Annotated in this window: 20 protein-coding genes; 12 read left to right on the top strand and 8 right to left on the bottom strand. The window is 72.0% G+C overall.

All coding sequences use genetic code 11. The features are described from left to right. Nucleotides 1-12: 12 nt before the first annotated feature. Nucleotides 13-834 carry an SGNH/GDSL hydrolase family protein gene (locus tag AC07DO_RS24555; protein ID WP_479062635.1) on the bottom strand — a complete coding sequence of 274 codons (822 nt, stop codon included), beginning with the start codon at nucleotides 832-834 and terminating at the stop codon, nucleotides 13-15. 235 nt (nucleotides 835-1069) lie between these two features. On the opposite strand from AC07DO_RS24555, the gene AC07DO_RS24550 reads away from it, so the two are divergent. From AC07DO_RS24550 to AC07DO_RS24525, 6 genes are all read left to right on the top strand, one after another. Beyond that, complete coding sequence (locus tag AC07DO_RS24550) at nucleotides 1070-1495, top strand: hypothetical protein (protein WP_479062634.1); 426 nt, start codon at nucleotides 1070-1072, stop codon at nucleotides 1493-1495. A 15-nt stretch (nucleotides 1496-1510) separates the two neighbouring features. Beyond that, on the top strand, nucleotides 1511-2611 hold the full coding sequence (locus tag AC07DO_RS24545; RefSeq protein WP_479062632.1) for a GNAT family N-acetyltransferase: 1101 nt from the start codon (nucleotides 1511-1513) through the stop codon (nucleotides 2609-2611). A 361-nt stretch (nucleotides 2612-2972) separates the two neighbouring features. Next, nucleotides 2973-3806, top strand: a complete 834-nt coding sequence (locus AC07DO_RS24540; protein WP_479062630.1) for a glycosyltransferase family 2 protein — start codon at nucleotides 2973-2975, stop codon at nucleotides 3804-3806. Continuing rightward, on the top strand, nucleotides 3803-4849 hold the full coding sequence (locus tag AC07DO_RS24535) for a glycosyltransferase family 2 protein (RefSeq protein ID WP_479062628.1): 1047 nt from the start codon (nucleotides 3803-3805) through the stop codon (nucleotides 4847-4849). Before AC07DO_RS24540 ends, AC07DO_RS24535 begins: the two co-directional genes overlap by 4 nt. Further along, the gene (locus AC07DO_RS24530; protein ID WP_479062627.1) at nucleotides 4846-5649 is read left to right on the top strand and encodes a polysaccharide deacetylase family protein; all 804 of its coding nucleotides are present in this window, start codon (nucleotides 4846-4848) and stop codon (nucleotides 5647-5649) included. The genes AC07DO_RS24535 and AC07DO_RS24530 overlap by 4 nt, the downstream gene beginning before the upstream one ends. After that, complete coding sequence (locus AC07DO_RS24525; protein ID WP_479062625.1) at nucleotides 5642-9634, top strand: lipopolysaccharide biosynthesis protein; 3993 nt, start codon at nucleotides 5642-5644, stop codon at nucleotides 9632-9634. The genes AC07DO_RS24530 and AC07DO_RS24525 overlap by 8 nt, the downstream gene beginning before the upstream one ends. A 24-nt stretch (nucleotides 9635-9658) precedes the next feature. On the opposite strand, the gene AC07DO_RS24520 is transcribed toward AC07DO_RS24525, so the two are convergent. Further along, nucleotides 9659-11083 carry a GH39 family glycosyl hydrolase gene (locus AC07DO_RS24520; protein ID WP_479062623.1) on the bottom strand — a complete coding sequence of 475 codons (1425 nt, stop codon included), beginning with the start codon at nucleotides 11081-11083 and terminating at the stop codon, nucleotides 9659-9661. Between the two features lie 106 nt (nucleotides 11084-11189). Between AC07DO_RS24520 and AC07DO_RS24515 the strand changes: the two genes are divergently transcribed. Continuing rightward, nucleotides 11190-12284, top strand: a complete 1095-nt coding sequence (locus AC07DO_RS24515) for a DUF5925 domain-containing protein (RefSeq protein WP_479062621.1) — start codon at nucleotides 11190-11192, stop codon at nucleotides 12282-12284. A 35-nt stretch (nucleotides 12285-12319) separates the two neighbouring features. On the opposite strand, the gene AC07DO_RS24510 is transcribed toward AC07DO_RS24515, so the two are convergent. Further along, a complete protein-coding gene (locus tag AC07DO_RS24510) occupies nucleotides 12320-12700 on the bottom strand; it encodes a GntR family transcriptional regulator (protein WP_479062619.1) in 381 nt (126 codons plus the stop codon). A gap of 130 nt (nucleotides 12701-12830) precedes the next feature. Here AC07DO_RS24510 and AC07DO_RS24505 point away from each other — a divergent pair, with 130 nt between their 5' ends. Together AC07DO_RS24505 and AC07DO_RS24500 are read left to right on the top strand one after the other, a co-directional pair. Continuing rightward, a complete protein-coding gene (locus tag AC07DO_RS24505; protein WP_479062617.1) occupies nucleotides 12831-13769 on the top strand; it encodes an N-acetyltransferase family protein in 939 nt (312 codons plus the stop codon). Continuing rightward, the gene (locus tag AC07DO_RS24500; protein ID WP_479062615.1) at nucleotides 13750-14262 is read left to right on the top strand and encodes a ribonuclease FAU-1 family protein; all 513 of its coding nucleotides are present in this window, start codon (nucleotides 13750-13752) and stop codon (nucleotides 14260-14262) included. Before AC07DO_RS24505 ends, AC07DO_RS24500 begins: the two co-directional genes overlap by 20 nt. A 57-nt stretch (nucleotides 14263-14319) precedes the next feature. Here AC07DO_RS24500 and AC07DO_RS24495 read toward each other — a convergent pair whose 3' ends face one another. Next, entirely contained in the window at nucleotides 14320-15822 is a 1503-nt protein-coding gene (locus AC07DO_RS24495; RefSeq protein ID WP_479062614.1) for a methyltransferase domain-containing protein, read from the bottom strand. 122 nt (nucleotides 15823-15944) lie between these two features. Here AC07DO_RS24495 and AC07DO_RS24490 point away from each other — a divergent pair, with 122 nt between their 5' ends. Then, complete coding sequence (locus AC07DO_RS24490; RefSeq protein WP_165283996.1) at nucleotides 15945-16085, top strand: hypothetical protein; 141 nt, start codon at nucleotides 15945-15947, stop codon at nucleotides 16083-16085. Between the two features lie 24 nt (nucleotides 16086-16109). On the opposite strand, the gene AC07DO_RS24485 is transcribed toward AC07DO_RS24490, so the two are convergent. The 4 genes from AC07DO_RS24485 to AC07DO_RS24470 are packed head-to-tail and all read right to left on the bottom strand — an operon-like array spanning nucleotide 16110 to nucleotide 19633. After that, nucleotides 16110-16583, bottom strand: a complete 474-nt coding sequence (locus tag AC07DO_RS24485; RefSeq protein WP_479062612.1) for a GNAT family N-acetyltransferase — start codon at nucleotides 16581-16583, stop codon at nucleotides 16110-16112. Next, a complete protein-coding gene (locus tag AC07DO_RS24480) occupies nucleotides 16580-18085 on the bottom strand; it encodes a tripartite tricarboxylate transporter permease (RefSeq protein WP_479062610.1) in 1506 nt (501 codons plus the stop codon). Before AC07DO_RS24480 ends, AC07DO_RS24485 begins: the two co-directional genes overlap by 4 nt. Nucleotide 18086: 1 nt before the next feature. Continuing rightward, nucleotides 18087-18611, bottom strand: a complete 525-nt coding sequence (locus AC07DO_RS24475) for a tripartite tricarboxylate transporter TctB family protein (protein WP_479063238.1) — start codon at nucleotides 18609-18611, stop codon at nucleotides 18087-18089. A gap of 38 nt (nucleotides 18612-18649) precedes the next feature. Continuing rightward, a complete protein-coding gene (locus AC07DO_RS24470) occupies nucleotides 18650-19633 on the bottom strand; it encodes a Bug family tripartite tricarboxylate transporter substrate binding protein (protein WP_479062609.1) in 984 nt (327 codons plus the stop codon). Nucleotides 19634-19764: 131 nt separating this feature from the next. Here AC07DO_RS24470 and AC07DO_RS24465 point away from each other — a divergent pair, with 131 nt between their 5' ends. Together AC07DO_RS24465 and AC07DO_RS24460 are read left to right on the top strand one after the other, a co-directional pair. Further along, nucleotides 19765-20472 (top strand): response regulator, encoded by a 708-nt coding sequence (locus AC07DO_RS24465; RefSeq protein WP_479062607.1) that lies wholly within the window; start codon nucleotides 19765-19767, stop codon nucleotides 20470-20472. A 201-nt stretch (nucleotides 20473-20673) separates the two neighbouring features. Next, nucleotides 20674-21681, top strand: coding sequence for a lytic polysaccharide monooxygenase (locus AC07DO_RS24460; RefSeq protein ID WP_479062605.1), 1008 nt, complete (start codon nucleotides 20674-20676; stop codon nucleotides 21679-21681). Nucleotides 21682-21692 lie beyond the last annotated feature (11 nt).

Raw genomic sequence — 21692 nt, 5'->3', positions numbered from 1 at the left:
ATCCCGGGGAGGTCAGGCCGCCGCGGTGAACACGGGGAGGTAGCCACCGGACTGGCCGGCGGCGGTGGGGTGGTAGGACTCGCCGATGTTGGTCCAGTTCACGCTGTGCAGCCAGGGGCTGCCCGAGCAGATCTCGTGCCCGGAGAAGGCCGCCGTGACGTTGCCGAACGCGAAGCCGTGGTCCGCGGCGCGCTTGGCGGTGGCCGTGTTGAGGTAGTCGGAGGCGTCGTTGATGGCGGCCCGCTCGCGCTCGGAGAGGCCGGCGAGACAGCTGCCGCTCAGCTTGTAGAAGCGGGGATAGCCGAGCACCACGACGCGGGCGGAGGGTGCCTTCGCGCTGATCGCGTCGTACACCTTGTCGAGGTTGCCGGGGAGCGTGGAGTCCACGTACTGGCGGGCCTGGTTGACGCGGGCGACGCAGTTGCTCTCGGACTGCAGCACGCAGGTCGTCATGACGTCGGCGAAGCCCGCGTCGTTGCCGCCGATGGAGATCGACACGAGCCCGGTGCCGCTGCCGAGCGGGCCCAGCTGGTTCGCCAGAACATCACCCGTACGAGCGCCCGAGCAAGCCGTGAAGTTGAAGCTCGAGGGTGAGTGGGCGGCAGCCCACAGCGCGGGGTAGGCGCGGGTGCTGCGCTTGCAGTTGCCGCTGCCGCCGTCGTAACTGCCGGCGCCGACACCCGAGGAGTAGGAGTCGCCGAGGGCCACGTAGCCGGTGGCTGCGGCCTTCCGGTCGGCCGACTGGTCCGCGTGAGCCGCTGCCGCGCCGGTGAGCGCGAAGGCGGCCGCAAGGAGGAGCGAGGACATGTATGCCGTGATTCGGGACAATTTCATGGAACCTCCCTTAGCAGGATTTCTGCCTCGACCGTGGTAGCACCGCTCCCCCGGCCGCCGATAGTGTCCATGTCAATGAATTCCTCAACAATTCCCTTTCCCACGTGGGAAGTTCATCTACCGCGGAAGGGTGTGGCGGGGAACATCTGCACACTCCCTCCGCATCTTGACGGGCCGCCGGGGACTGCGCGACATTGAGGCCCGGCATCCGGTGCGTCGGGGGGCAAAGTCACCAATGCAGACCATCAGGATCAAGGCCCTGCCGTCGGACACGGGGCGCCAGACCGGACAGGGCGCGGCGAAGGACCTGCCGCCACTGCTCGCCGGGGCGGCCGTCGCCGTGGGCGGGGTCGGCGCGGTGCTCGCGCTCGTCGACCTGAGCTCGCCGCTGCGCGGCCCCTTCACCCTCTTCTTCCTCATCGCCGCGCCGGGTGCCGCCATCGGCGCGGCGCTGCGCTCCCTCTCGCCGTGGGGCCGGGCCGTGGCCTCCGTGTCCGGTGCGATGGCCGTCAACCTGCTCGTCGCGCAGGGGATGCTGGCGCTGCACGCGTGGTCGGTGCGCGGAGGCGTCGTCGCGGTCGCGGCACTCAGCTCGCTCGTCCTCCTGCTGATGGCGGGACAGCGGCTGCGCCACCGCGCGGCGAAGAGGCGGACCTCCTGACGTGGACCTCCTGACGTGAACATCACCGTGCACCGTCCCGGCGAACTCACCGCGGCCGACCGGGCGGCGTGGGCCGCGCTGCAGTCCAAGGCGCACCTCGACGGCTCACCCGGGCTCGGCAACCCCTTCCTCTCCCCCGAGTTCGCACTCGCGATCGGGCACGAACGGCGCGGGGTCCGGATCGCCGTCGTGCGCGAGCAGAGCGAGCGGACCGCGTTCCTGCCGTTCCAGCGGTCCGTCACCGGTGTCGGCCGGGCCATCGGCCTCGGCCTCTCGGACTGCCAGGGACTGGTCCACCGGCCGGGCTTCGACTGGGACGCGCGTGACCTGCTGCGGGCCTGCGGCCTCTCCGTGTGGGAGTTCGATCACCTGGTGGGCGGGCAGACGCCGTTCGAGGCGAGCGCGTCCGGCTCGTTCCCGTCCCCCGTCATGGACGTCGACCGGGGCTACGACGCCTATCTAGGCCAACTTCGCGCCCGCGCACCGAAGTTCACTCGCACCACACTGGCCAAGGAGCGCAGGCTCGGCCGCGATCACGGCCCGGTGCGCTACGTGCACGACGAGCGCGACCCCGCGGTCCTCGCCGCACTGATGGGCTGGAAGTCCGCGCAGTACCGCAGGACCGGCCGCAGCGACCGCTTCGCGCACCCGTGGATCGCCCACCTCGTGCGCCGGCTCTTCCACACCCGCTCCGACTCGTTCGCCGGGGTGCTCTCGGTCCTCTACGCCGGGGGCGCGCCGATCGCCGCGCACTTCGGGCTGCGCTCCGAACGGATCCTCGCCTGCTGGTTTCCCGCGTACGATCCGGCGTTCGCCAAGTACTCGCCCGGTCTGGTCCTGCATCTGCGCATGGCCGAGGCCGCGGCGGCCGACGGCATCGCGTACCTCGATCTCGGCCGCGGCCAGAAGGCGTACAAGGACTCCCTCAAGACCCGTGATCTCACCGTCTCCGAGGGGTGGGTGGCGCTCCGTCACCCGGTGGCGTTCGGACACCTCGCGCGGCGCGCACCGGTCAGAGCACTGCGGAACACTGTGCAATCACGACCGGAATTCTTCGAACCGGCCGACAAACTGCTCAAGCAGATGGGTCGAATTCGATCTAGAGGCAGGGAATAAGGCAGTCCGAATGTGGTCGCACAGATTACTCAAATCATGTGAAACGTGGGACCACGTTCCAGGTCTTGCCATACAGTCTCAATCATCAATACCGTCGTACATCCACCCGCAACGGTCCATCACGCAATGCGATCCGGGGGAGGGCTCAGGATCACGGTGAGACCGGAGCGGGGCGCGGTAGGGGGGTGCCGTGCTCGGTGACCGCTCTTCGGCCGAGTCACGTCCCGCGCAATGCCAGCTCACTCGACATGCACGGAGATCCATTTCGGCATGCTCAAGTGTGAACCCCCCTTTCGAACCGGATCAATTGCCGGACCGCCCGGGGGCGGGCGGTCCACCGGACGAGAGGGACACCGGACTCATGAGTTCGTTTGTGCGCCCGGCAGACGCCGGACAAGACCCGCTGGAAGAGATCTCCAGAAACTACCGTCCGATCTCCACGCATTTGGCGATCACGCCACCGGTCAGTGTGGTGATACCCGCCATGAACGAAGCGGAGAACCTCCCGTACGTCTTCAAGACGCTGCCCGACTGGATCCATGAGGTCGTCCTCGTGGACGGCAACTCCACCGACGAAACGGTGGCCGTGGCCCGCGACCTGTGGCCGGACGTGAAGGTCGTCCGCCAGCTCGGCAAGGGCAAGGGCGACGCGCTGATCACCGGCTTCGCCGCGTGCACGGGCGACATCATCGTGATGGTCGACGCCGACGGCTCGGCCGACGGCCAGGAGATCGTCTCCTACGTCTCCGCCCTCGTCTCGGGCGCGGACTTCGCCAAGGGCTCCCGCTTCGCCAACGGCGGCGGCACGGACGACATGACGCCGATCCGCAAGCTCGGCAACCACGTCCTGTGCTCCGTCGTGAACACCAAGTTCGGGGCCCGCTACACCGACCTGTGCTACGGCTACAACGCGTTCTGGCGGCACTGCCTCGACAAGATCGAGCTCGACTGCACCGGCTTCGAGGTGGAGACCCTGATGAACATCCGGGTCGTCAAGGCGGGGCTCAAGGTCCAGGAGATTCCGAGCCACGAGTACCTGCGGATCCACGGCACCAGCAACCTCAGGGCCGTACGGGACGGCATCCGCGTACTGAAGGTGATCCTCTCGGAGCGCTCCAACCGTGACAGACGCGGCGCGCGGCGCAAGGCCGCCCGCGTCCTGCCCCTCCCGGCGGGGCGGGGAGAGGCGTCTTGAGCGCAGGGATCTCCGTCGTCATCTGCGTGTACACGGAGGACCGCTGGGAGGACATCCTCGCGGCGGTCTCCTCGGTCCGCGCGCAGTCACTGACGGCCCGGGAAACACTCCTCGTGGTCGACCACAACCCCACGCTCCTCGAACGGCTCACCAGGGAGTACAAGGCGTACCGCGACACCGGGGAGAACGGGGACGTGCGGGTGCTCGCCAACGCGGGCCCCCGCGGCCTCTCGGCGGGACGCAACACCGGGATCGCCGCGGCCCGCGGCGACATCATCGCCTTCCTCGACGACGACGCCGTCGCCGAACGGGACTGGCTGCGGTACTTCGACGAGGGGTTCGACGACCCGCGGGTCCTCGCCGTCGGCGGCCGCACCCTGCCCGCCTGGGAGTCCGGGAGGCGGCCCGACTGGTTCCCCGAGGAGTTCGACTGGGTCGTCGGCTGTACGTACAAGGGGCTCCCCCGCGGCCGGGTGCGGGTGCGCAACGTCCTCGGCGGCAACGCCTCGTTCCGGCGCGCCGCGTTCGACGCGGCGGGCGGCTTCGCCACGGGCATCGGACGGGACGGCGACAAGCGTCCGCTGGGCTGCGAGGAGACGGAGTTCTGCATCCGCCTCGCCCGCGCGGTCCCGGACGCGGTCCTGCTCATCGACGACCGCTCGGTGATCCACCACCGGGTGCCGGCCGTCCGGGAACGGTTCGGCTACTTCCGTACGCGGACGTACGCGGAAGGCCTCTCCAAGGCGCTCGTCGCCCGCAGCGTCGGCGCGTCGAAGGGCCTCGAGTCCGAACGCCGGTACACCACGCGCGTGCTGCCCTCCGGCGTCGGCCGCGGGCTGCGCGACGCGGTGCTCGGGCGGCCGGGCGGCGCGGGCCGCGCGGGGGCCATCGTGGCGGGCGTGCTCGCCGCGACGGGAGGGTACGTCATCGGGAGCGTCCGTGCGCGCGGGGGCGGCGCCACGTTCCCGGCAGGGCCGGTCGGCGACGTCGACGGGCGTGCCGGGGACGTGCGGAGCGCGGGTGGCGAGGGGGCTGCCGCATGAGCACGGAGACCGTGCCGATCCTGATGTACCACTCCGTGGCGCGCGTACCGAGCGCCGCGACGCACGCGCTGTCGGTGTCGCCCGACGCCTTCGCGCGCCAGATGGAGGTGCTCGGCGAGCAGGGCTTCACACCGCTCACGACCGCCCAGCTGGCCGCCGCCTGGCGGTCGCAGGGAAGGACACTGCCCGAGCGGCCGGTCCTGATCACCTTCGACGACGGCTACGAGGGAGTACACCGGTACGCACTGCCCGTGCTCGCCAAGCACGGCTTCGCGTCGACCCTGTTCGTCTCCACCGGCTGGCTGCGCGGCGAGCACGACACCGGGGGCGGCCTCGACCGCATGCTCGACTGGGACCAGGTGCGCGAACTCGCCGCCGACGGCGCGGAGATCGGCGGGCACAGCCACACGCACCCCGAGCTCGACCAGCTGGACGAGGGCACGCTCCGGTACGAACTGCGGCGCTGCCGCGACATCGTCGCCGACCAGCTGGGCACACGGCCCGTGTCGTTCGCGTACCCCTACGGCTACTCCAGCCGACGGGTCCGTGCACGGGTGCGCGAGACGGGGTTCCGACAGGCGCTCGCCGTCGGCAACGGCCTGGCCCGCCGCGCCCAGGGGCCGTACGCCCTGCGGCGCGTCACCGTGCGCCGCACCACCGGGGCCGAGGAGTTCGAGCGGCTGGTGGCGGGCCGCGCGCTCGGCCGCGCCTTCGCCGGGGACCGCGCCCTCACCAAGGGGTACGCCCTGGTCCGCAGAGCCCGACAGGTCCGCCGGAAGGCACTCGGTTCCCGTGTCTGACACGACCACGTCCCATACCGGCGTCTCCGGTCCCGGGGGCTCCGGGAAGCGGACGCCGGCCGGTACGTCCGGCGGGCCCCGCGGAATGCGCCTGCCCGGCCGGGGCGGCGGCAACAGCCCGCTGTTCCGCAACGCGTACGCGCTGATGCTCAACACGGGCATCTCCGGCGTGCTCGGCGTCGGCTTCTGGCTCGCGGCCGCCCGCTACTACTCGGAGTCGGCGGTCGGCCAGGGATCGGCGGCGATCGCGGCGATGAAGCTCCTCGCGGGCCTCACCGCCGTGACGCTGACGGGCGCCCTCGCACGGTTCATCCCCGTCGCGGGGCGCGCCACCGGCAAGCTCATCTTCCGTACGTACGCGGGGAGTTCGGTGGCGGTGGCGCTCGCCGCCGCTGCCTTCCTGCTCACGCTCGACCTGTGGGGACCCTCGTACCGCTTCCTGCACGGGCCCGTCCACGGCATCGGGTTCGTCCTCGCCGTCGTGGCCTGGTCGGTCCTGACGCTGCAGGACGGAGTCCTGACCGGGCTGCGCAACGCTCTCTGGGTGCCCGTCGGCAACACCGTCTTCTCGGTCGCCAAGCTGGGCCTGCTCATCGCGATGGCCGCGGCGATCCCCACCGCCGGAGTCTTCGTCTCCTGGGTCGCCTCGATCCTCGTGTCGGTGATCCCGCTCGGCTGGCTGGTCTTCCGGCGCCTGGTGCCGCGGCACGTGAAAGCCACCGCCGGGAAGGCCCGTCCGCCGACGCTGCGCGAGATCGGCCACTTCCTGGCCGGCGACTACACCGGCTCGCTCTTCTCGCTCGCCGTGGTCTACCTCGTCCCGGTCATCGTCGCCTCGCAGGTCAGCTCGGTCGACAACGCGTACTTCTACATCACCACCACCATCGGCGGCACCGTCAACCTCCTCGCCATCAACATGGGCGCCTCGCTGACCGTGGAGGGCGCGCACGATCCCGCGCTGCTCGCCGCCAACACCCGCGCCGCGCTGCGCCGGATGGCGACGATCATGCTGCCGGTGTGCGGGATCCTCTTCCTGGCTGCGCCGCTGATCCTGCGCATGTTCGGGCAGGGGTACGCGGACGCGGCCACTCCCCTGCTGCGCTGGTTCGCGGTGGGCGCGCTGCTGCGGGTCGTCATGGAGACGTACTTCGCGGTGCAGCGCGCGCAGAGCAAGACCTCGGGGATCGCCTGGCTGCAGGGCCTGTTGTGCGTCCTGGTGCTCGGACTCACGCTGCTCCTGCTGCCGCGCATGGGGCTGACCGGCGCGGGCATCGCGGAGATCTCCAGCCTGGCCGTGATCGTGGCCGTCGCGGCGCCGAAGCTGTACCGCGTGGTGCGGGCCGCGCCCTCGGCGAAGGCCGAACACGCGGCGCCCGACGGGGACCTGGCCGACCTGGGAACACCGGACGCGCCCACGGTGCAGATGCGGGCCGGGGCGGCGGGGACGGCGGGCGAGGGCGGCGGCGGGGGCCGGACGCACAAGGAGCGGCACGGGCCCGCGTGGGCGTGGCGCGAGTCGCTCGACTCGCCCACCCTCCAGCTCGCCGTGCAGCTCGACTTCGACCACCAGGAGCGGCGGCCGGACGTACGGCCGGGGCCCGGCACGCCTGCCGCGGACACGCCGGTCCGCACGGCGCCCGCGGCACGGAGCGAGGGGGACGACATGGAGCACCGGCCGACCTGGGCACGGAGATCCCCTGCCGGGCCGGTGGCGGACGAGGTGTCGCCCGAGCCGACGTACGCGCCGACACCTGCGGAGTGCGTGGAACCTGCGCAGACCGCCGGACCCCTGGAGACTGCGGAGCCCGCAGAGCACGCGGAGCCCGCGAAACCCGTGACGCCCGTGACGCCCGTGACGCCCGTGACGCCTCCGGGAGCCGTGGAGCCCGAAGAACCCGCGGTCCCGGTTGAGCCCGCCCCCCGCGCCACCCCCGCCGACGGCACCCATGACGACGACGCACCGCCCGAGCGCGCCCCCCGCCACCACGTGCTCGTCATGGCGCTGCTCCTCGCCGCCGCTCTCGCCCTCTACTGGCTGCCCGTCCTCCGCCTCGGCGAACGGGACCTGGACGACATGGGCGGGCTCGGGCTGATCTCCGTGCTGCCGACGCCGACGCTGGTCGGCGCCGCCCTCCTGGTCGTCGTGTTCGCCGCGCTGCTCTGGATGGACCGGCCGATCAAGGGCCTCCTCCTGCTCACCCTGCTCGCGACCGTGGTGTCACTGCACGCGCTGCCCGCCGTCATCGAGACCGAGCCGCGGTTCGCCACGGCCTGGCAGCACCTGGGCTTCATCGAGTACATCGAAAGGACCGGCACCGCGGTGCCGGATCTGGACGCGCGCTGGAGCTGGCCCGGGTTCTTCGCCGCGGCCGCCTTCGTCGCCGAGGCGTGCGGTCTCTCGGACCTGACCGAGGTGATCCGCTGGTGGCCGACGGTCATCCAACTGCTCTACCTGGCACCGATGTTCCTGCTCGTGCGCTCCGTGCGGGCGGCCTGGCGCGCCAAGTGGACGGGCCTGTGGATCTTCGTCCTGAGCGGCTGGGTGGGGCAGGACTACTTCTCGCCGCAGGGCTTCACGTTCCTGCTCTACATCGCCTTCGTGGCCGTGCTGATGGTGTGGTTCCGTGCGCCGCGCATGCTGTGGGCCAAGCGGCGGCCGGGCGAGACCGAGGTCGAACCGGCGGGTCGCAAGGAGCGCGCCGTGCTGCTCCTGGTCCTCATCGGCCTGTTCGCCGCGACGGTCCCCGCCCACCAGCTCACGCCGTTCGTGATGCTCGGCGTGCTGACCGTCCTCGTCCTGGTCGGCCGCTCCGAGCTGCGCGGGCTGCCGATCCTGTTCGGTGTGCTCGTCGCCGTCTGGCTCGGCTTCCTCGCCGAGCCGTACTGGTCGGGCCATTTCGACGAGCTGTTCGGCGGGGTCGGCGGCGTCGGCGGCAACGTGTCGTCGTCGGTCTCCGGGCGCATCGAGGGCGGCAGTTCGACCCATCGGCTGGTGCTGTACGTGCGGGTGGCGATGGCGGGCGCCGTGCTGGCGTTCGCGTGCTGGGGCTGGTGGCGTCGGCGCTTCTACCGGTACGGCGAGCGCTCGCTGCTCGTCCTGACCTTCGTGCCGTTCCTGGGCTTCGGCATGCAGTCGTACGGCGGCGAGATGGCCCTGCGCGTCTTCATGTTCGCGCTGCCGGGCGCCGCCCTGCTCGCCGGTCTCGCGCTGTTCCCGCGGGCGGGGATCACCCCGGACGAGCGCGACCGCGACCGGGTGAGCCTCGCGCCGCTGGCCGCGCTGATGGCCGGGCTCGTCCTGATGGGCGGGTTCCTCGTGGCCCGCTGGGGCAACGAGCCCTTCGAACGGGTCCGCCCCGGCGAGGTCGCGGCGATGGAGTACCTGTACGAGCACGACGACCCGACGGCGCGGCTCCTCTGGATGAGCGACGACACGGTCGAGAACGTCACCCCGTCGATCCCGTGGGGCGCCCGCGACATGGAGAGGCTGGAGTACGTGCCCACGCTCGCGCCCGCCGACCCGGTCCTGGTGTCGGGCCTGGTGAAGGCGCTCAAGGACGCGGGCCCCGACTCGTATCTGATGATCAACCGAGGTCAGACAACCTATCTGCAACTGAACGCCGGCTACCCGACGTCGTGGGAGCCGCGGCTCATCCGCAACCTGGACGACCGCGAGGACCTCAGGAAGGTCTTCTCCAACGCCGACGCGACCCTCTACACCCTGAGCGAGCAGCCGGACGGCAGGGCCGCCGAGCCCGATCCGGGTCCCGCGGGGCCGAGGGTGACGTGGACGCCGTGGTCGGTCGTGGGCGGGCTCGCCGCGGTGGCGCTCATCCTGCTCCTGGGGGCGCGCGAGATGGTGCGGGTCGCGGCGGCGCCGAGCGTGCGGCAGCAGCGGTGGCTGCAGGGCAGCTTCTGGTTCTCGCTGCCGCTGCTCGCGGTGCTGCTCGCCTCGCTGATCCAGCGGTTCCTGACGATGGCGTGAGGGGGACGCGGGCCGGGGGGGCGGCTAGCGCTTGAGCCACTTCACCTCGTACCCCGCCATGTCGAGGCGCCGTCCGTCGACCTTCGCGCTGATCCGCCGGGTGAGGGTGTTGACCACCAGGACGGCCTCGTCGTCGGCGAGGACGCGGACGTCCGCCCGGTCGTCGGAGGTGACGGACACCTTCTCGTACGTCGTACCGGGGCCGAACTCCCTGCCGAACCGCCCGATGAGCTCCAGCATCGGCAGTCCGGCCCCTCCGTCGGGGAGCTCGGTGGAGGTCCAGAGGCAGCCCGCGCACTTCTTGCCGCGTTTCTGCGGGTTCCAGTAGAAGCCGCTCGTGGCGCCGCCGCGGACCATCGCCATCAGGCCGGTCGCCTGGACGGCGACGCGGTGCGCCTCCGACCAGTCGTCGCGGTTGTCCTGGCTGTCGCCCGGCTCCACGTAGTACTCGGCCCACCACAGCGGCAGGTCGCCGGTCCGCTCACGCACCCACTTGCCGACGTCCGTGAACTTCTCGGTGGCCCCGAACTCGTCGGGGAGCAGCTCGTCGTCCGCGGTGTAGCTGGAGCCGTCGACGACGACGAAGTCGGCGCCCGCCTTGTGCTTGTTCCAGTGGTCGAAGGCGTCGAGGATCCGCTGGTCCATGCGGCCCCACGGGCCCTTCGGCTCCTTAGCGATGCCCTCGGTCCGGCGCGGGTCGAAACTGTTCATCACCAGGTAGGGGCCGCCGACCATGATGTCCTCGTCGACCTTCTTGAGCTCTTTGTAGACGAGGTTGTAGAGCTCGGTGTACCCCTCGTAGTCCCAGCGGCCCTCCTCGTCGTTCCAGAAGCCCTTGAACTCGTTCCAGACGACGAAGTGACGGACGTCGGGGTAGCGCTTCGCGACGGTCGCGGCGAGCTTCGCGAAGTCCTTGTAGTGCGCGCGCTCGGGGGCGGTCTCCAGGGCCTGCCGGCTCCAGTCCGTGTTGTCCGCGCCGGGCTCGCCGCCCTTCATCCAGTCGGGCGCGCAGCACAGCGTGACGACGGGGGTGCCCTCGCTCGCCCGGACGAAGTCCATCCGGCGGTCCATCGCCGAGAAGTCGTAACGCCCCTTCACCGGCTCGGGGTTGCCCGCGCCCCAGCCCATGATGTGCTGGATCTGCGGGACGGGTCCGCCCTGGTCCGCGAGCGCGGCGCGGACGCGCTCGACGGCCTTGTCCCCGCCGTCGTCCGCGCTGTACTGGGTGTGGGTGAAGCCCCAGCCCACCTGCGGCTCGGCGGCGCCGGTCGGGACGACGGGCGTGCCGTGCACCTTGTCCCCGTCCGGGGTGGTGCCCGCGGTGCTGCCCCGGTCGCCGGGCAGCGTGTTGACCAACGTGATCACCAGGGCAAGCGCGGTCAGAGCGACGCCGAGCAGCGCGGTGAGACGCCATCGCCGTGCGGTCGCATTCCACTCATGTCGTCCCATCGTCGGCCAGGCTAGCGGCGCAGGTCGGTGGCGGAACAGGTTCCTGACGACAGCGCACGACGGAAAGTGGATGCACAACGGCGCACACGTGCCGGATCATGTCGGCATGTCTGCGAACCCACAGGACGCCCTGCCGATCCGGCTCAACGTCGACGACAGCGACTCACCGACGGATGTCGTGGACGCCCTTTTCCTCGGCCGTTTCGCCACGGGCGAGCAGCCCTTCTCGCACAGCTCCAACATCGACCGCGTCAAGTCCGGTTCCACGCTGTTGCCGCCCGGCGCGAAGGTGCTCCGCGCGGCCCGCGACGACGACCGCAGCGCCACGCTCGCCGAGGGCGAGGGCTGGACGCTGCTGGTCTCGCGCTGGAACCGCGGCGCGGACGTCACGGTGACGGCGACCACCGCCGAACTCGCGGAGGCGATCCTCGGGCAGGCCACGGACGGCGCGCAGGACGAGCCGGAACCCCAGCCCGAGAACGTGACGATGGGCTTCTGGTACGTCTCCCCGCGGCGCGGCCCGCACCGCACCACCCGCCAGATCTCGGCCGGTACGTGGGACGAGGTGCGGGCCAACTACACCGAGCCGGTCGCCGACGCCATGGACACCCTGATGAAGACGACCCCCGAGGACATCTCGGGGCGTCTGCTGCTGCTCCACGGCCCGCCGGGCACCGGCAAGACGTCGGCGCTGCGGACGCTGGCGCGCTCGTGGCGCGACTGGTGCCAGGTGGACTGCGTGCTGGATCCGGAGCGGCTGTTCAGCGACGTCGGCTATCTGATGGACATCGCGATCGGCGAGGAAGACGGGACGGCGAAGGGCCGCTGGCGGCTGCTTCTCCTGGAGGACTGCGACGAGCTGATCCGGGGCGAGGCGAAGCACACGGCGGGCCAGGCCCTCTCGCGGCTGCTCAATCTGACGGACGGCCTGCTCGGCCAGGGCAGGAACGTACTGGTGGGCGTCACGACCAACGAGGACCTGGAGCGCCTGCACCCCGCGGTGGTCCGCCCCGGCCGCTGTCTGGCCCGTGTCGAGGTGGGCCCGCTGACCCGCCCCGAGGCGGTGGAGTGGCTCGGCACGGAGGAGGGGGTGCCCCGCGAGGGCGCGACCCTCGCGGAACTGTTCGCCCTGCGCAGGGGCACATCGCCGACGTCGGTGCCGGGGCAGCGGGAGGGGGCGGACTCGGGGCTGTACCTGTAGGCGCGGCGTGGTCACCCGTAGGCGCGGCGTGGTCTTTACCCGGCGCTCCCGTACGCCGCGCGCAGGGCGTCCTTCACCGCCGCGAGCGCGGCGTCCTCCGCGAGGCCGAGCCTGCGGGCCCGCTCGGCGTACGCCTGCGCCTCGGCCGACGCGGCCCGCGCGGCCGCGTCCCCCGCCGCCGCGACGAACGTCCCGTTCCGCCCCCGGGTCTCGATGACCCCGTCGGCCTCGAGCGCCCGGTAGGCCTTGGCCACCGTGTTGGCGGCGAGTCCGAGGGATTCGGCGAGCCCCCGCACGGTGGGCAGCTTGTAGCCGGCCGGCAGCGCTCCGGACCTCGCCTGTTCGGCGATCCGGGCGCGCACCTGCTCGTACGGCGCGTCGCTCGCGCCCCCGTCGATATCGATCTTCAGCGTCACGGGGTGATTGTCCCGCACCGGCCGCCCCCGGCGGCACATTCCGTGCGCCGGGGCCGTGGCGCGCGACGAGCGGGGACGCCGCGGGAAAATGAGGAGCGGTGCGGCACGTCCCGCCCGTAGCGTGCGGCCCATGACAGTGATCGTCCGAGCCCTCGACCGCGACGCGCCGACAGCCGCCGCGGACGACGCGGGTTTCGCCGCCGTACGCCGGGCCTGCGTGCCCGCCATGCTCGCCACGCCCGCCTCGGTCGCCTTCGACCGCGCCCACGCCCATCCGGACGCCGGGTACCGGCAGTTGGTGGCGGAGACCGACGGCGAGGTCATCGGCACGGCGCAGGTCGGCATCGCCTACGACAGCCCCGAGCCGGGCCAGGGCTTCGCCAACATCTACGTACATCCCGAGCGGCTCGGCCGGGGTGCCGGGACGCTGCTCCTGCGCACGGCGGAGGAGCACCTCGCCGACGCGGGCGTGCGGGACGTCTACTCGTGGGTCCTCGACGAGCCCGCGAACCTCGCCTTCGCCGCCCGCCACGGCTACCGGGCGCGGCGCAGCGCGCACTTCCTCCGCCTGGACCTGGCACACGGCACGCTGCCGCCCCGCCGCGAGCCGCCCGCCGGGGTCGAGCTGGTGGCGGGGTCGGTGTTCGCGGACGACGCGCGTCCGCTGTTCGCGCTGGACGCGGAGACGGTGGTGGACGAACCGGGTGACGTGGCCGCCGAGTTCTCGGACTACGAGCACTGGCTCGCCGAGACCTGGCACCACCCGCTGGTCAGCCAGGAGCTCACCACGGTGGCCCTCGTGGACGGGCGCCCGGCGGCGTTCACCCTGGCCCGCGCGGACGGCGCCGGGCGCTACGCGTCCAACATGACCGGCACCTCGCGCGCCCACCGCGGCCGCGGCCTGGCCAAGCTGGCGAAGAACGACTCCCTGCACCGGGCCCGCGCGGCGGGCTGCACGGAGGCGTTCACGGGCAACGACGCCGGGAACGAGCCGATGCTGGCGATCAACGAGTGGTTCGGTTACGAGATCTGCGGGACGGAGGTCCGCCATGTCCGCACCCTCGGCTGACGACGTGCCGGAGCCGGCAGCGGCGGTCACGCTGGAGGTCGCGCTCGTCAAGGCGGGTCGGACGAAGATCCGTTACCCCGCGGGGCTGCTGCGCGACGACGGGAACCACATCGCCGTCCGGGCGCCCTGGGCGGCCCCCGGCGCTCGCGACTTCGGCTTCGTCCGCTTCGAGCCGGGCGACGTCTTCGTGGAGCACTACTGGCGCGACCGCTGGTACGCGATCAAGGAGGTGTACGCCGCGGACGGGGCCCTCAAGGGCTGGTACTGCGACGTGACCCGCCCGGCCGTCCGCGACGGCGCCGTCCTCACGGTCGAGGACCTGGATCTGGACCTGTGGGTCTCGGCCGACCGCGGCACCGTACTGCGCCTGGACGAGGACGAGTTCGCGGAGAGCGGGCTCGCCGCCGCGGACCCGGGGGCGGCCGCCGCGGCGGTCCGCGCCCTGGACGAGCTGGAAGCGCTGGCGCTGGGCGACGGGTTCGACCTGCGCTGAGCCGGGGCGCGGGCGGGGCGGGGACGCAGCGGCCCCGGCCCGGGCTCGGGGCGCGAACTATTCGGCGACCAGTTCCACTTCGTACCCCCACTCGTCCTCCAGGTAGGCCGCGTACCGGCCCTCGCCGCCCGCGTGCGGGTGCCGGTCCGCGAAGAGCAGGGACCAGCCGTGGTCGGGCGCGGCGGCCACGAGCCGGTCGAGCTCGGCCCGACCCGACACGTGGAACGCCAGGTGGTTGAGGCCGGGGCGGTGCCGGTCGTGGCCGCCGGGCCGCAGGTCCGGGGACTGTTCCAGGACGATGTACGTCTCGTCGCGCCGCCAGCTCATGCCGTGGCCCCAGCGCTGGAACGGCACATGACCCAGCGCGCCGAGCAGCCACCCCCACGGGCCGCGGGCCGCCGCCAGGTCCGGCACCCACAGCTCCACGTGGTGGATCCCGCCCGTCCGCGCCACGGGGGCGAGGGATTCCGGCGCCGTGGTGCGGTCGTCATAGGCCACGGACTCACCGTCGGACTGCCAGTGCACGAGGAACCGCTCACCCGCGCGCCAGGCGGCCAGGCCCGCCCTGCAGTACGCCACCATGTCGTGCGGCAGCGCGGACAGGGGGTGCCAGACGAGCTCGGAGCATTTGTCCGGCTCCGCGTTGACCGGTTCGCCGCCCGCGCCGTGCTCCGCCGAGAAGAACCAGCCGGTGCGCGGCGCCCCGCCGGGACCGCGGTGCTGGACGACCGCCTCCATGCGCAGGTCGGCGGGGTCGAGGTCGAGCCCGACCTCCTCGCGCGCCTCCCGGATCATGGCCGCGCGGACGTCCTCACCGTCCTCCACGTGACCGGAGGGCAGGTGCAGGAGGCCGTCCCCGTACCCCGTACCGGCGCGGCGGGCGAGCAGTACGTCACCGCCGCGGCGCAGGATCAGGTGGACGTCGACGACCTCGGTGTGCCGGGCCGGGGCGGCCGGCACCACGCCCACCACCGCGTACCGCTCGTCGTCGACCCGTCTGCCCCACAGCCGGGCGTCCCCCGAAAGGCGTTCGGAGTGCAGCCGGGCGACGAGCGGGGTGAGGGCCGCCACCAGGCGGGACATGGGGAGGCCTGAAGGGCTCACCGTGCCCCACACGCCCTCGACGAGGATCAGTCTCCCGCCGGGCCGCAGCAGTCCGCGCCAGTGCCGCAGGGTCGCCTCGGGGTCCGGGAAGGTCCACAGGACGTGGCGGGCGAGCACGACGTCGAAGCGCCGCCCCCGGACCGGCGGCCGGCCCGCGTCGCCGACCAGCACCTCGGCGCCCCGGCCCGCCAGCTTCTCGCGGGCCAGCTCCACCATGTCCGGCGAGAGGTCCACCCCGGTGACCCGGTGCCCGCGTTCGGCGGCGAGCAGGGCGAGGCTGCCGGTGCCGCAGCCGAGGTCGAGGACGTCACCGGGGGTGTCCGGCAGCCAGTCCCGCAGGCGGTCCGCCCAGGCCTCGCGCACGGTGTCGTCGCGCAGACCGTGGTCCGGCTCGTCGTCGAAGGCGGCCGCCGCGGCGTCCCAATCGATGGGCCCCGAAGCCTCGTTGCTCGTCATGTCCCGATGGTCGCAGCTGCCACTGACATTCGGCCCTCGATCAGAAAGCGGGCCCCGAGAGGTCTACGACAGGCCTTGAATGGACATCGGTAAGGCAGGAAGCAGAAGGCAGGGAGGCCGCGATGCGCCGAGTGACCACACACAAACCCGCCGCCAAGACCGTCAGTCGTCGGGTGCGGGAGCGTCAGGAGGCGGAGTCCCGGCCCCAGGAGAGGCCCGAGGTCCGCAAGGACGTCCAGCGGACGTGGTGGCCGGACGGGTGAGATGCCGCGGGGGCGGCCGCGCCGTCAGCGGTCCCGGAGCCGCTTGCGGTAGTGGATCCGGTCGTACGGCCCGTCCACGCGTCGCTCGACGACCTCGTACCCGTACCGTTCGTAGATCTTCTGGTTCTCCCGCATGAGCGCGTTGGTGTAGAGCCGGATCTCGGGAAGCCCCAGCTCGCGCGCGTGGGCTTCCACGAAGGAGAGCAGACGCCGGCCCACCCCCCGCCCCGCGGCATCGGGGTGGACCGCGATCGACTCCAGGAGGAGCCGTCCTTCGTAGGGACGGGGGACGAGCACCAGGAGACCCACCACGGGCTCCCCGGTGACGTACACGAAGCCCGCCGCCACATCGGCCGCGTGGTCGGCCTCCATCGGCTTGGGAACCAACCCGATGCGTTCGATGTAGTGGTGGTACGCCGCGTCGGTGACCGCCCGCACGGCGGGCACGTCGGCGGCGGTGGCGAGGCGGATGTCCGTGGGGCCCTCGGTGGTGGTCATGCCTCTACGTCTACGTCACGGCGTCGCGCCCGCACCACCGCCTTCCTCAACAAGGGCCAGGCCACGATCAGGACGATGAGGCCATAGACCGTGACGGAGAACGGCGTGAGGAGGCCGCCGGCGTCCCCGTCGCTGATCTGCAGGGCGCGGCGCAGCTGTTGCTCGGCGTTCGGGCCCAGGATGACGCCGATGACGGCGGGCAGGACCGGCAGTCCGTAGCGCCGCATGCCGAAGCCGATCAGGCCGATGACGAGGAGGACGACGAGGTCGAGCGCTTCGCCGCCGACCGCGTAGGCGCCGACGGCCGCGAAGAAGAGGATGCCCGCGTAGAGGTAGGGGCGCGGGATGCGCAGGAGCTTCGCCCAGACCGGGGCGAGGGGCAGGTTGAGGGCCAGCAGGAGCACCATGCCGACGAACAGCGAGGCGATGAGGCCCCAGACGAGGTCCGCCTCGCGTTCGAAGAGGAGCGGTCCCGGCTGGATGCCGTACTGCTGGAAGGCGGCGAGCATCACGGCGGCGACGGCGGTCGTGGGCAGGCCGAGCGTGAGCATGGAGACGAGGGTGCCCGCCGCCGACGCGGAGGCCGCCGACTCCGGGCCCGCGACGCCCTCGATGGCGCCCTTGCCCCACTCGTCCTTGTGCTTCGACAACCGCTTCTCCGTCACGTACGACAGGAACGTCGGGATCTCCGCGCCGCCCGCGGGGATGGCGCCGAACGGGAAGCCGATGAGGGGGCCGCGCAGCCAGGACTTCCAGGTGCGCCGCACGTCGTCCCCGCCCAGCCAGGGACGGCCCACGGGGATCGCCTGCCCGCTGGTGCGGCGCAGGTGGGCGGCGACCCACAGGGCCTCGCCGATGGCGAAGAGGCCCACCGCGACGATGACCACGTCGATGCCGTCGGCGAGTTGGAGCGAGCCGAAGGTGAGCCGCTGCTGGCCCGTCATCTGGTCGAGGCCGACCAGGCCGATGGTCAGGCCGATGAGGAGCGAGGCGAGGCCGCGGATGCGGGACGAGCCGAGCACGGAGGTGACCGCGATGAACGCGAGCACCATGATGGCGAAGTAGTCGGGCGCGCCGATGTCGACGGCGAGGTCGGCGACGGTGGGGGCGAGCGCGACCAGGAGCAGCGTGCCGATCATGCCCCCGGCGAAGTGCCCGATGGCGGCGGCCGCGAGGGCCTGCGCACCACGGCCCGCCCTGGCCATCGGGTGGCCTTCCATGGCGGCGACGACGGCGGCGCTCTCGCCGGGGGTGTTGAGCAGGATGGAGGTCGTCGAGCCGCCGAACATCGCGCCGTAGTAGATGCCGGCGAACATGATGAAGGCGCCGGTCGGTTCGAGTCCGTACGTCACGGGGAGCAGCAGGGCGACGGCCATGGCGGGCCCGATGCCGGGGAGCACGCCGATCGCGGTGCCGAGGAGCACGCCGACGGCGGCCCACAGGAGGTTGACGGGGGTCAGGGCCGTGCCGAAGCCGTCCATGAGGGAGGTGAAGGCGTTCATGTCACAGCACTCCCATCAGGGGGCCGCCCGGCAGGGGCACGCCGAGCAGGTTGTTGAAGACTTCGTACGTGACGACGGAGAGCCCGGCGGCGATGAGCGGATCGCGGTCGAGGTGGCGGCTGCCGAGGGCGTAGGCGGAGCCCCAGAAGAGCAGCGCTCCCGCGATGGGGAAGCCGACCGGTTCGATGAGGACGGCGGTGGCGAGGAAGACGCCGGCGAGCAGCAGCACGGTGCGCCAGTCGGCGGGTTCGGACAGGTCGATGTCCTCGCCGCCCTCGGCCTCGCCGCGCCCGCCGCGCAGTACGTCGACGGCGAGCAGCAGCGCGACGACGAGCAGCCCGGCCCCGACGACGATCGGCACGGTCTTCGGGCCGATGGGGCCGCGCTGGGTGATCTCGACGTCCATGGTGAGGGCGTCGGTGAGGACGAGGGCGCCGAGGGCGAGGAGCAGGACGCACACGCCGAGTTCGGAGTGGGCGCGCAGCCAGGCGCGGCGGCCGTGCGGCGCGCCGGGGATGCCGGGGATGCCGGGGGCACCGGGGTTGTCGGGGAGGCCGGTGGTGGTCACAGTCCCAGCTCCTTCAGTACCGAGACGACGCGCTTGTCCTGGGCGTCCAGGAAGTCGCCGAACTTCTCTCCGGTGAGGAAGGCGTCGTCCCAGCCGTTCTTCTTCAGGGATGCGCGCCATTCGGGCGACCCGTGCAGCTTCTTGACGAGCCCGGTGAGCTTCTTGCGCTCGGCGTCGCTGAGGCCGGGCGGTGCGACGATGCCGCGCCAGTTGGTGAAGTCCACGTCGTAGCCGGACTCCTTGAGTGTGGGTCCGTCCAGGCCCTTGACCCGCTCGGGTCCGGTGACGGCGAGCAGCCGCAGCTCGCCCGACTTGATCTGGTCGAGGTACTCGCCGACTCCGGAGACACCGAAGGCGACCTTGCTGCCGAGGATGGAGGCGAGAAGCTCACCGCCCCCGTCGAAGGGGACGTAGTTGACCTTCTTCGGGTCGATGCCTGCGGCGCGGGCCATGAGCATCGGTGCGAGGTGGTCGGGCCCGCCGGGAGAAGAACCCCCTCCTACCGGCACCTTGCCCGGGTTCTCCTTCCAGGCGTCGACGAGCTGCCCGATGGTCTTGTACGGGGAGTTCTTGGCGACCACGACGACGTCCTGCTCCTCGGTGAGCCGGGCGATGGGGGTCGTGTCGGCGAGGGTCTTGGGCGAGTCGTTGGAGCGTGCGGCGCCGACGACGCCGAGGCCCATGGACATGGCGAGCTTTCCGTTGCCGTGCTCGCCGACGAGGCGGGTCAGGCCGACGGTGCCTCCCGCTCCGGGCAGGTTGAACACCTCGATGTTGTGGGTGAGTCCGGCGTCCTCGGCGTTCTTGGCGGCGGTGCGTGCGGTGATGTCGTAGCCGCCGCCGGGCGTGTTGGGGACCATGAGGCGCAGGCCGGGGATCTGTGTGCCGGTGTCGGCGCCGCTGCCCGTGGTGAACAGCGGCGGCGCCACGAGCACGAGGAGTGCGGCCCCGGACAGGGCGAGGGGGGTGCGCAGGCGCACGTGTGCCACCACCTGTCGGCGTGTAGTCGGTTGTGAGGTGGCCCACATGTTGCCCGGGCGTTAACAACCTGTCTCTCTTCCGGAACCAACGGACGTTGTGGTCGTTGTGGTCGCGCCCATAGCCTGCGGCGATGACGAGGGTGCTGGTCGTGGACGACGACTTCATGGTCGCCAAGCTGCACAGTCGGTACGTCGCGGCGGTGGCCGGCTTCACCGTGGTCGGGGTCGCCCACAGCGGCGCGGAGGCGGTGCGCCTCGCCGGGGACGTGCGCCCCGACCTCGTACTCCTCGACGTGTACCTGCCCGACATGGACGGCATCGCGGTGCTGCGCGAGATGCGGGCGGCCGAGGAGCGGGAGCCGGGTCGTGAGCCGGTGGACGCCCTGTTCATCACGGCGGCGCGGGACGCGGAGGTGGTGCGGGCGGCGCTGCGGGCCGGCGCGCTGCACTACCTCATCAAGCCCTTCAACCAGGCGGCGCTGCAGGAGCAGTTGCGCCACGTCGCCGCCCTGCGGGCCCGCCTCGACGGCCTGGCGGAGGCCCGCCAGGAGGACGTCGACCAGATCTTCGGCACCCGCCCGCCCGGCTCCCGGGAACTCCCCAAGGGCCTGGCCGCCCACACGGCGGACCTGGTGGAACAGACCTTGCGCGACCACCCGTCCGGCCTCTCGGCATCGGAGTGCGCCGAGGCGGGCGCCCTGTCCCGCGTGAGCGCCCGCCGCTACCTGGAATTCTTCGCGGCCACGCGCCGCGCCGAGGTGACGCTTCGGTACGGGGGGACGGGGCGGCCGGAGCGGCGGTACAGGTGGCTGGGTGAGGGCAATTCGGGCACGACCTGAGCGGAGTCCGAAGGCTTCCTTAACCGCACCATAAGGATCTCCATCCCCCGCCCTCAGCAGGGGATTTCGCGGATCTCAGGGGCTAGTTTTCTGGTCGCCGGGGCGGTGACGAACCGTCGGTGCCGCTGGTGATCGGGGGGCCGTGCCGCCCGTTCGCCACTGCCCCGTGTCCCCCTGAACCACCGTTTGAGGAGAACCGTCATGTCTGCACGCCGCAAGGTCGCAAGCATCGCCGCCGCCGGTGTCGCGCCGCTCGCCCTGACCGCCCTTTCGGTCACGCCCGCCGCCGCGCACGGCTCGATGACGGACCCGGTCAGCCGGGTCTCCGCCTGCTTCCAGGAGGGGCCGGAGTCCCCCAGGTCGGCCGCCTGCAAGGCGGCGGTCGCGGCCAGTGGCGCGCAGGCCTTCTACGACTGGAACGGCGTGAACATCGCCAACGCCGCCGGGAAGTCGAAGGAGATCATCCCGGACGGGAAGCTGTGCAGCGCCGGGAACGACAAGTACAAGGGCCTGGACCTGCCGCGCGCCGACTGGCCGTCCAGCAAGCTGGCCGCGGGCGACCACACGTTCCGCTACAAGGGCACCGCCCCGCACAAGGGCTCCTTCGAGCTGTTCGTCACGAAGGAGTCGTACGACCCGTCGAAGCCCCTGAAGTGGTCGGACCTGGAGGAGAAGCCCTTCGTCAAGGTCACCGACCCGAAGATGGAGAACGGCGACTACGTCTTCGACGGCAAGATCCCCGCCCGTGAGGGCCGGCACCTGATCTACTCGATCTGGCAGCGCTCCGATTCCCCCGAGGCCTTCTACACCTGCTCCGACGTCGTCTTCGGGAAGGACAACGGGGGTTCGGGCGGCTCCGCTCCTGCCCCCGCCGCCTCCGCGCCCACCGACCAGGACATCGAGGCCGGCGCCGACAAGTCCTCCGTCGAGCACCACGGCCACGGGGACGCCGACGCCGAGACGGGCGCCGAGGCCACCGCCCCCGCGCCCGCCGCCCCGGCCGCGGACGAGGCGGCCGGCGACAACCGGCCCGAGGTGAACGGCGGCGCCGAGAAGCCGGTCACCACGGCGGACGGCAACCTCGCCGAGACCGGCGGCGACAGCACCACGCCGTACATCGCGATGGGCGGCGCCGCCATCCTGGCCATCGGCGCCGCGGCGATGTTCGCCACGACCCGCCGCCGGGCCGCCGGACGCCACGGCCGCTGAGCCCCGGACGA

This window comes from Streptomyces sp. NPDC045678, from assembly GCF_056432085.1.
The sequence above is the reverse complement of the archived record's forward strand: the minus strand, read 5'-3'. Positions and strand labels throughout refer to the sequence as shown.

Excerpts from the sequence above, each read along its gene's own strand:
- AC07DO_RS24555 (WP_479062635.1), bottom strand. The coding sequence starts at position 834 with ATGAAATTGTCCCGAATCACGGCATACATGTCCTCGCTCCTCCTTGCG.
- AC07DO_RS24550 (WP_479062634.1), top strand. The coding sequence starts at position 1,070 with ATGCAGACCATCAGGATCAAGGCCCTGCCGTCGGACACGGGGCGCCAG.
- AC07DO_RS24540 (WP_479062630.1), top strand. The coding sequence starts at position 2,973 with ATGAGTTCGTTTGTGCGCCCGGCAGACGCCGGACAAGACCCGCTGGAA.
- AC07DO_RS24530 (WP_479062627.1), top strand. The coding sequence starts at position 4,846 with ATGAGCACGGAGACCGTGCCGATCCTGATGTACCACTCCGTGGCGCGC.
- AC07DO_RS24520 (WP_479062623.1), bottom strand. The coding sequence starts at position 11,083 with ATGGGACGACATGAGTGGAATGCGACCGCACGGCGATGGCGTCTCACC.
- AC07DO_RS24515 (WP_479062621.1), top strand. The coding sequence starts at position 11,190 with ATGTCTGCGAACCCACAGGACGCCCTGCCGATCCGGCTCAACGTCGAC.
- AC07DO_RS24505 (WP_479062617.1), top strand. The coding sequence starts at position 12,831 with ATGACAGTGATCGTCCGAGCCCTCGACCGCGACGCGCCGACAGCCGCC.
- AC07DO_RS24500 (WP_479062615.1), top strand. The coding sequence starts at position 13,750 with ATGTCCGCACCCTCGGCTGACGACGTGCCGGAGCCGGCAGCGGCGGTC.
- AC07DO_RS24495 (WP_479062614.1), bottom strand. The coding sequence starts at position 15,822 with ATGACGAGCAACGAGGCTTCGGGGCCCATCGATTGGGACGCCGCGGCG.
- AC07DO_RS24490 (WP_165283996.1), top strand. The coding sequence starts at position 15,945 with ATGCGCCGAGTGACCACACACAAACCCGCCGCCAAGACCGTCAGTCGT.
- AC07DO_RS24485 (WP_479062612.1), bottom strand. The coding sequence starts at position 16,583 with ATGACCACCACCGAGGGCCCCACGGACATCCGCCTCGCCACCGCCGCC.
- AC07DO_RS24480 (WP_479062610.1), bottom strand. The coding sequence starts at position 18,085 with ATGAACGCCTTCACCTCCCTCATGGACGGCTTCGGCACGGCCCTGACC.
- AC07DO_RS24465 (WP_479062607.1), top strand. The coding sequence starts at position 19,765 with ATGACGAGGGTGCTGGTCGTGGACGACGACTTCATGGTCGCCAAGCTG.
- AC07DO_RS24460 (WP_479062605.1), top strand. The coding sequence starts at position 20,674 with ATGTCTGCACGCCGCAAGGTCGCAAGCATCGCCGCCGCCGGTGTCGCG.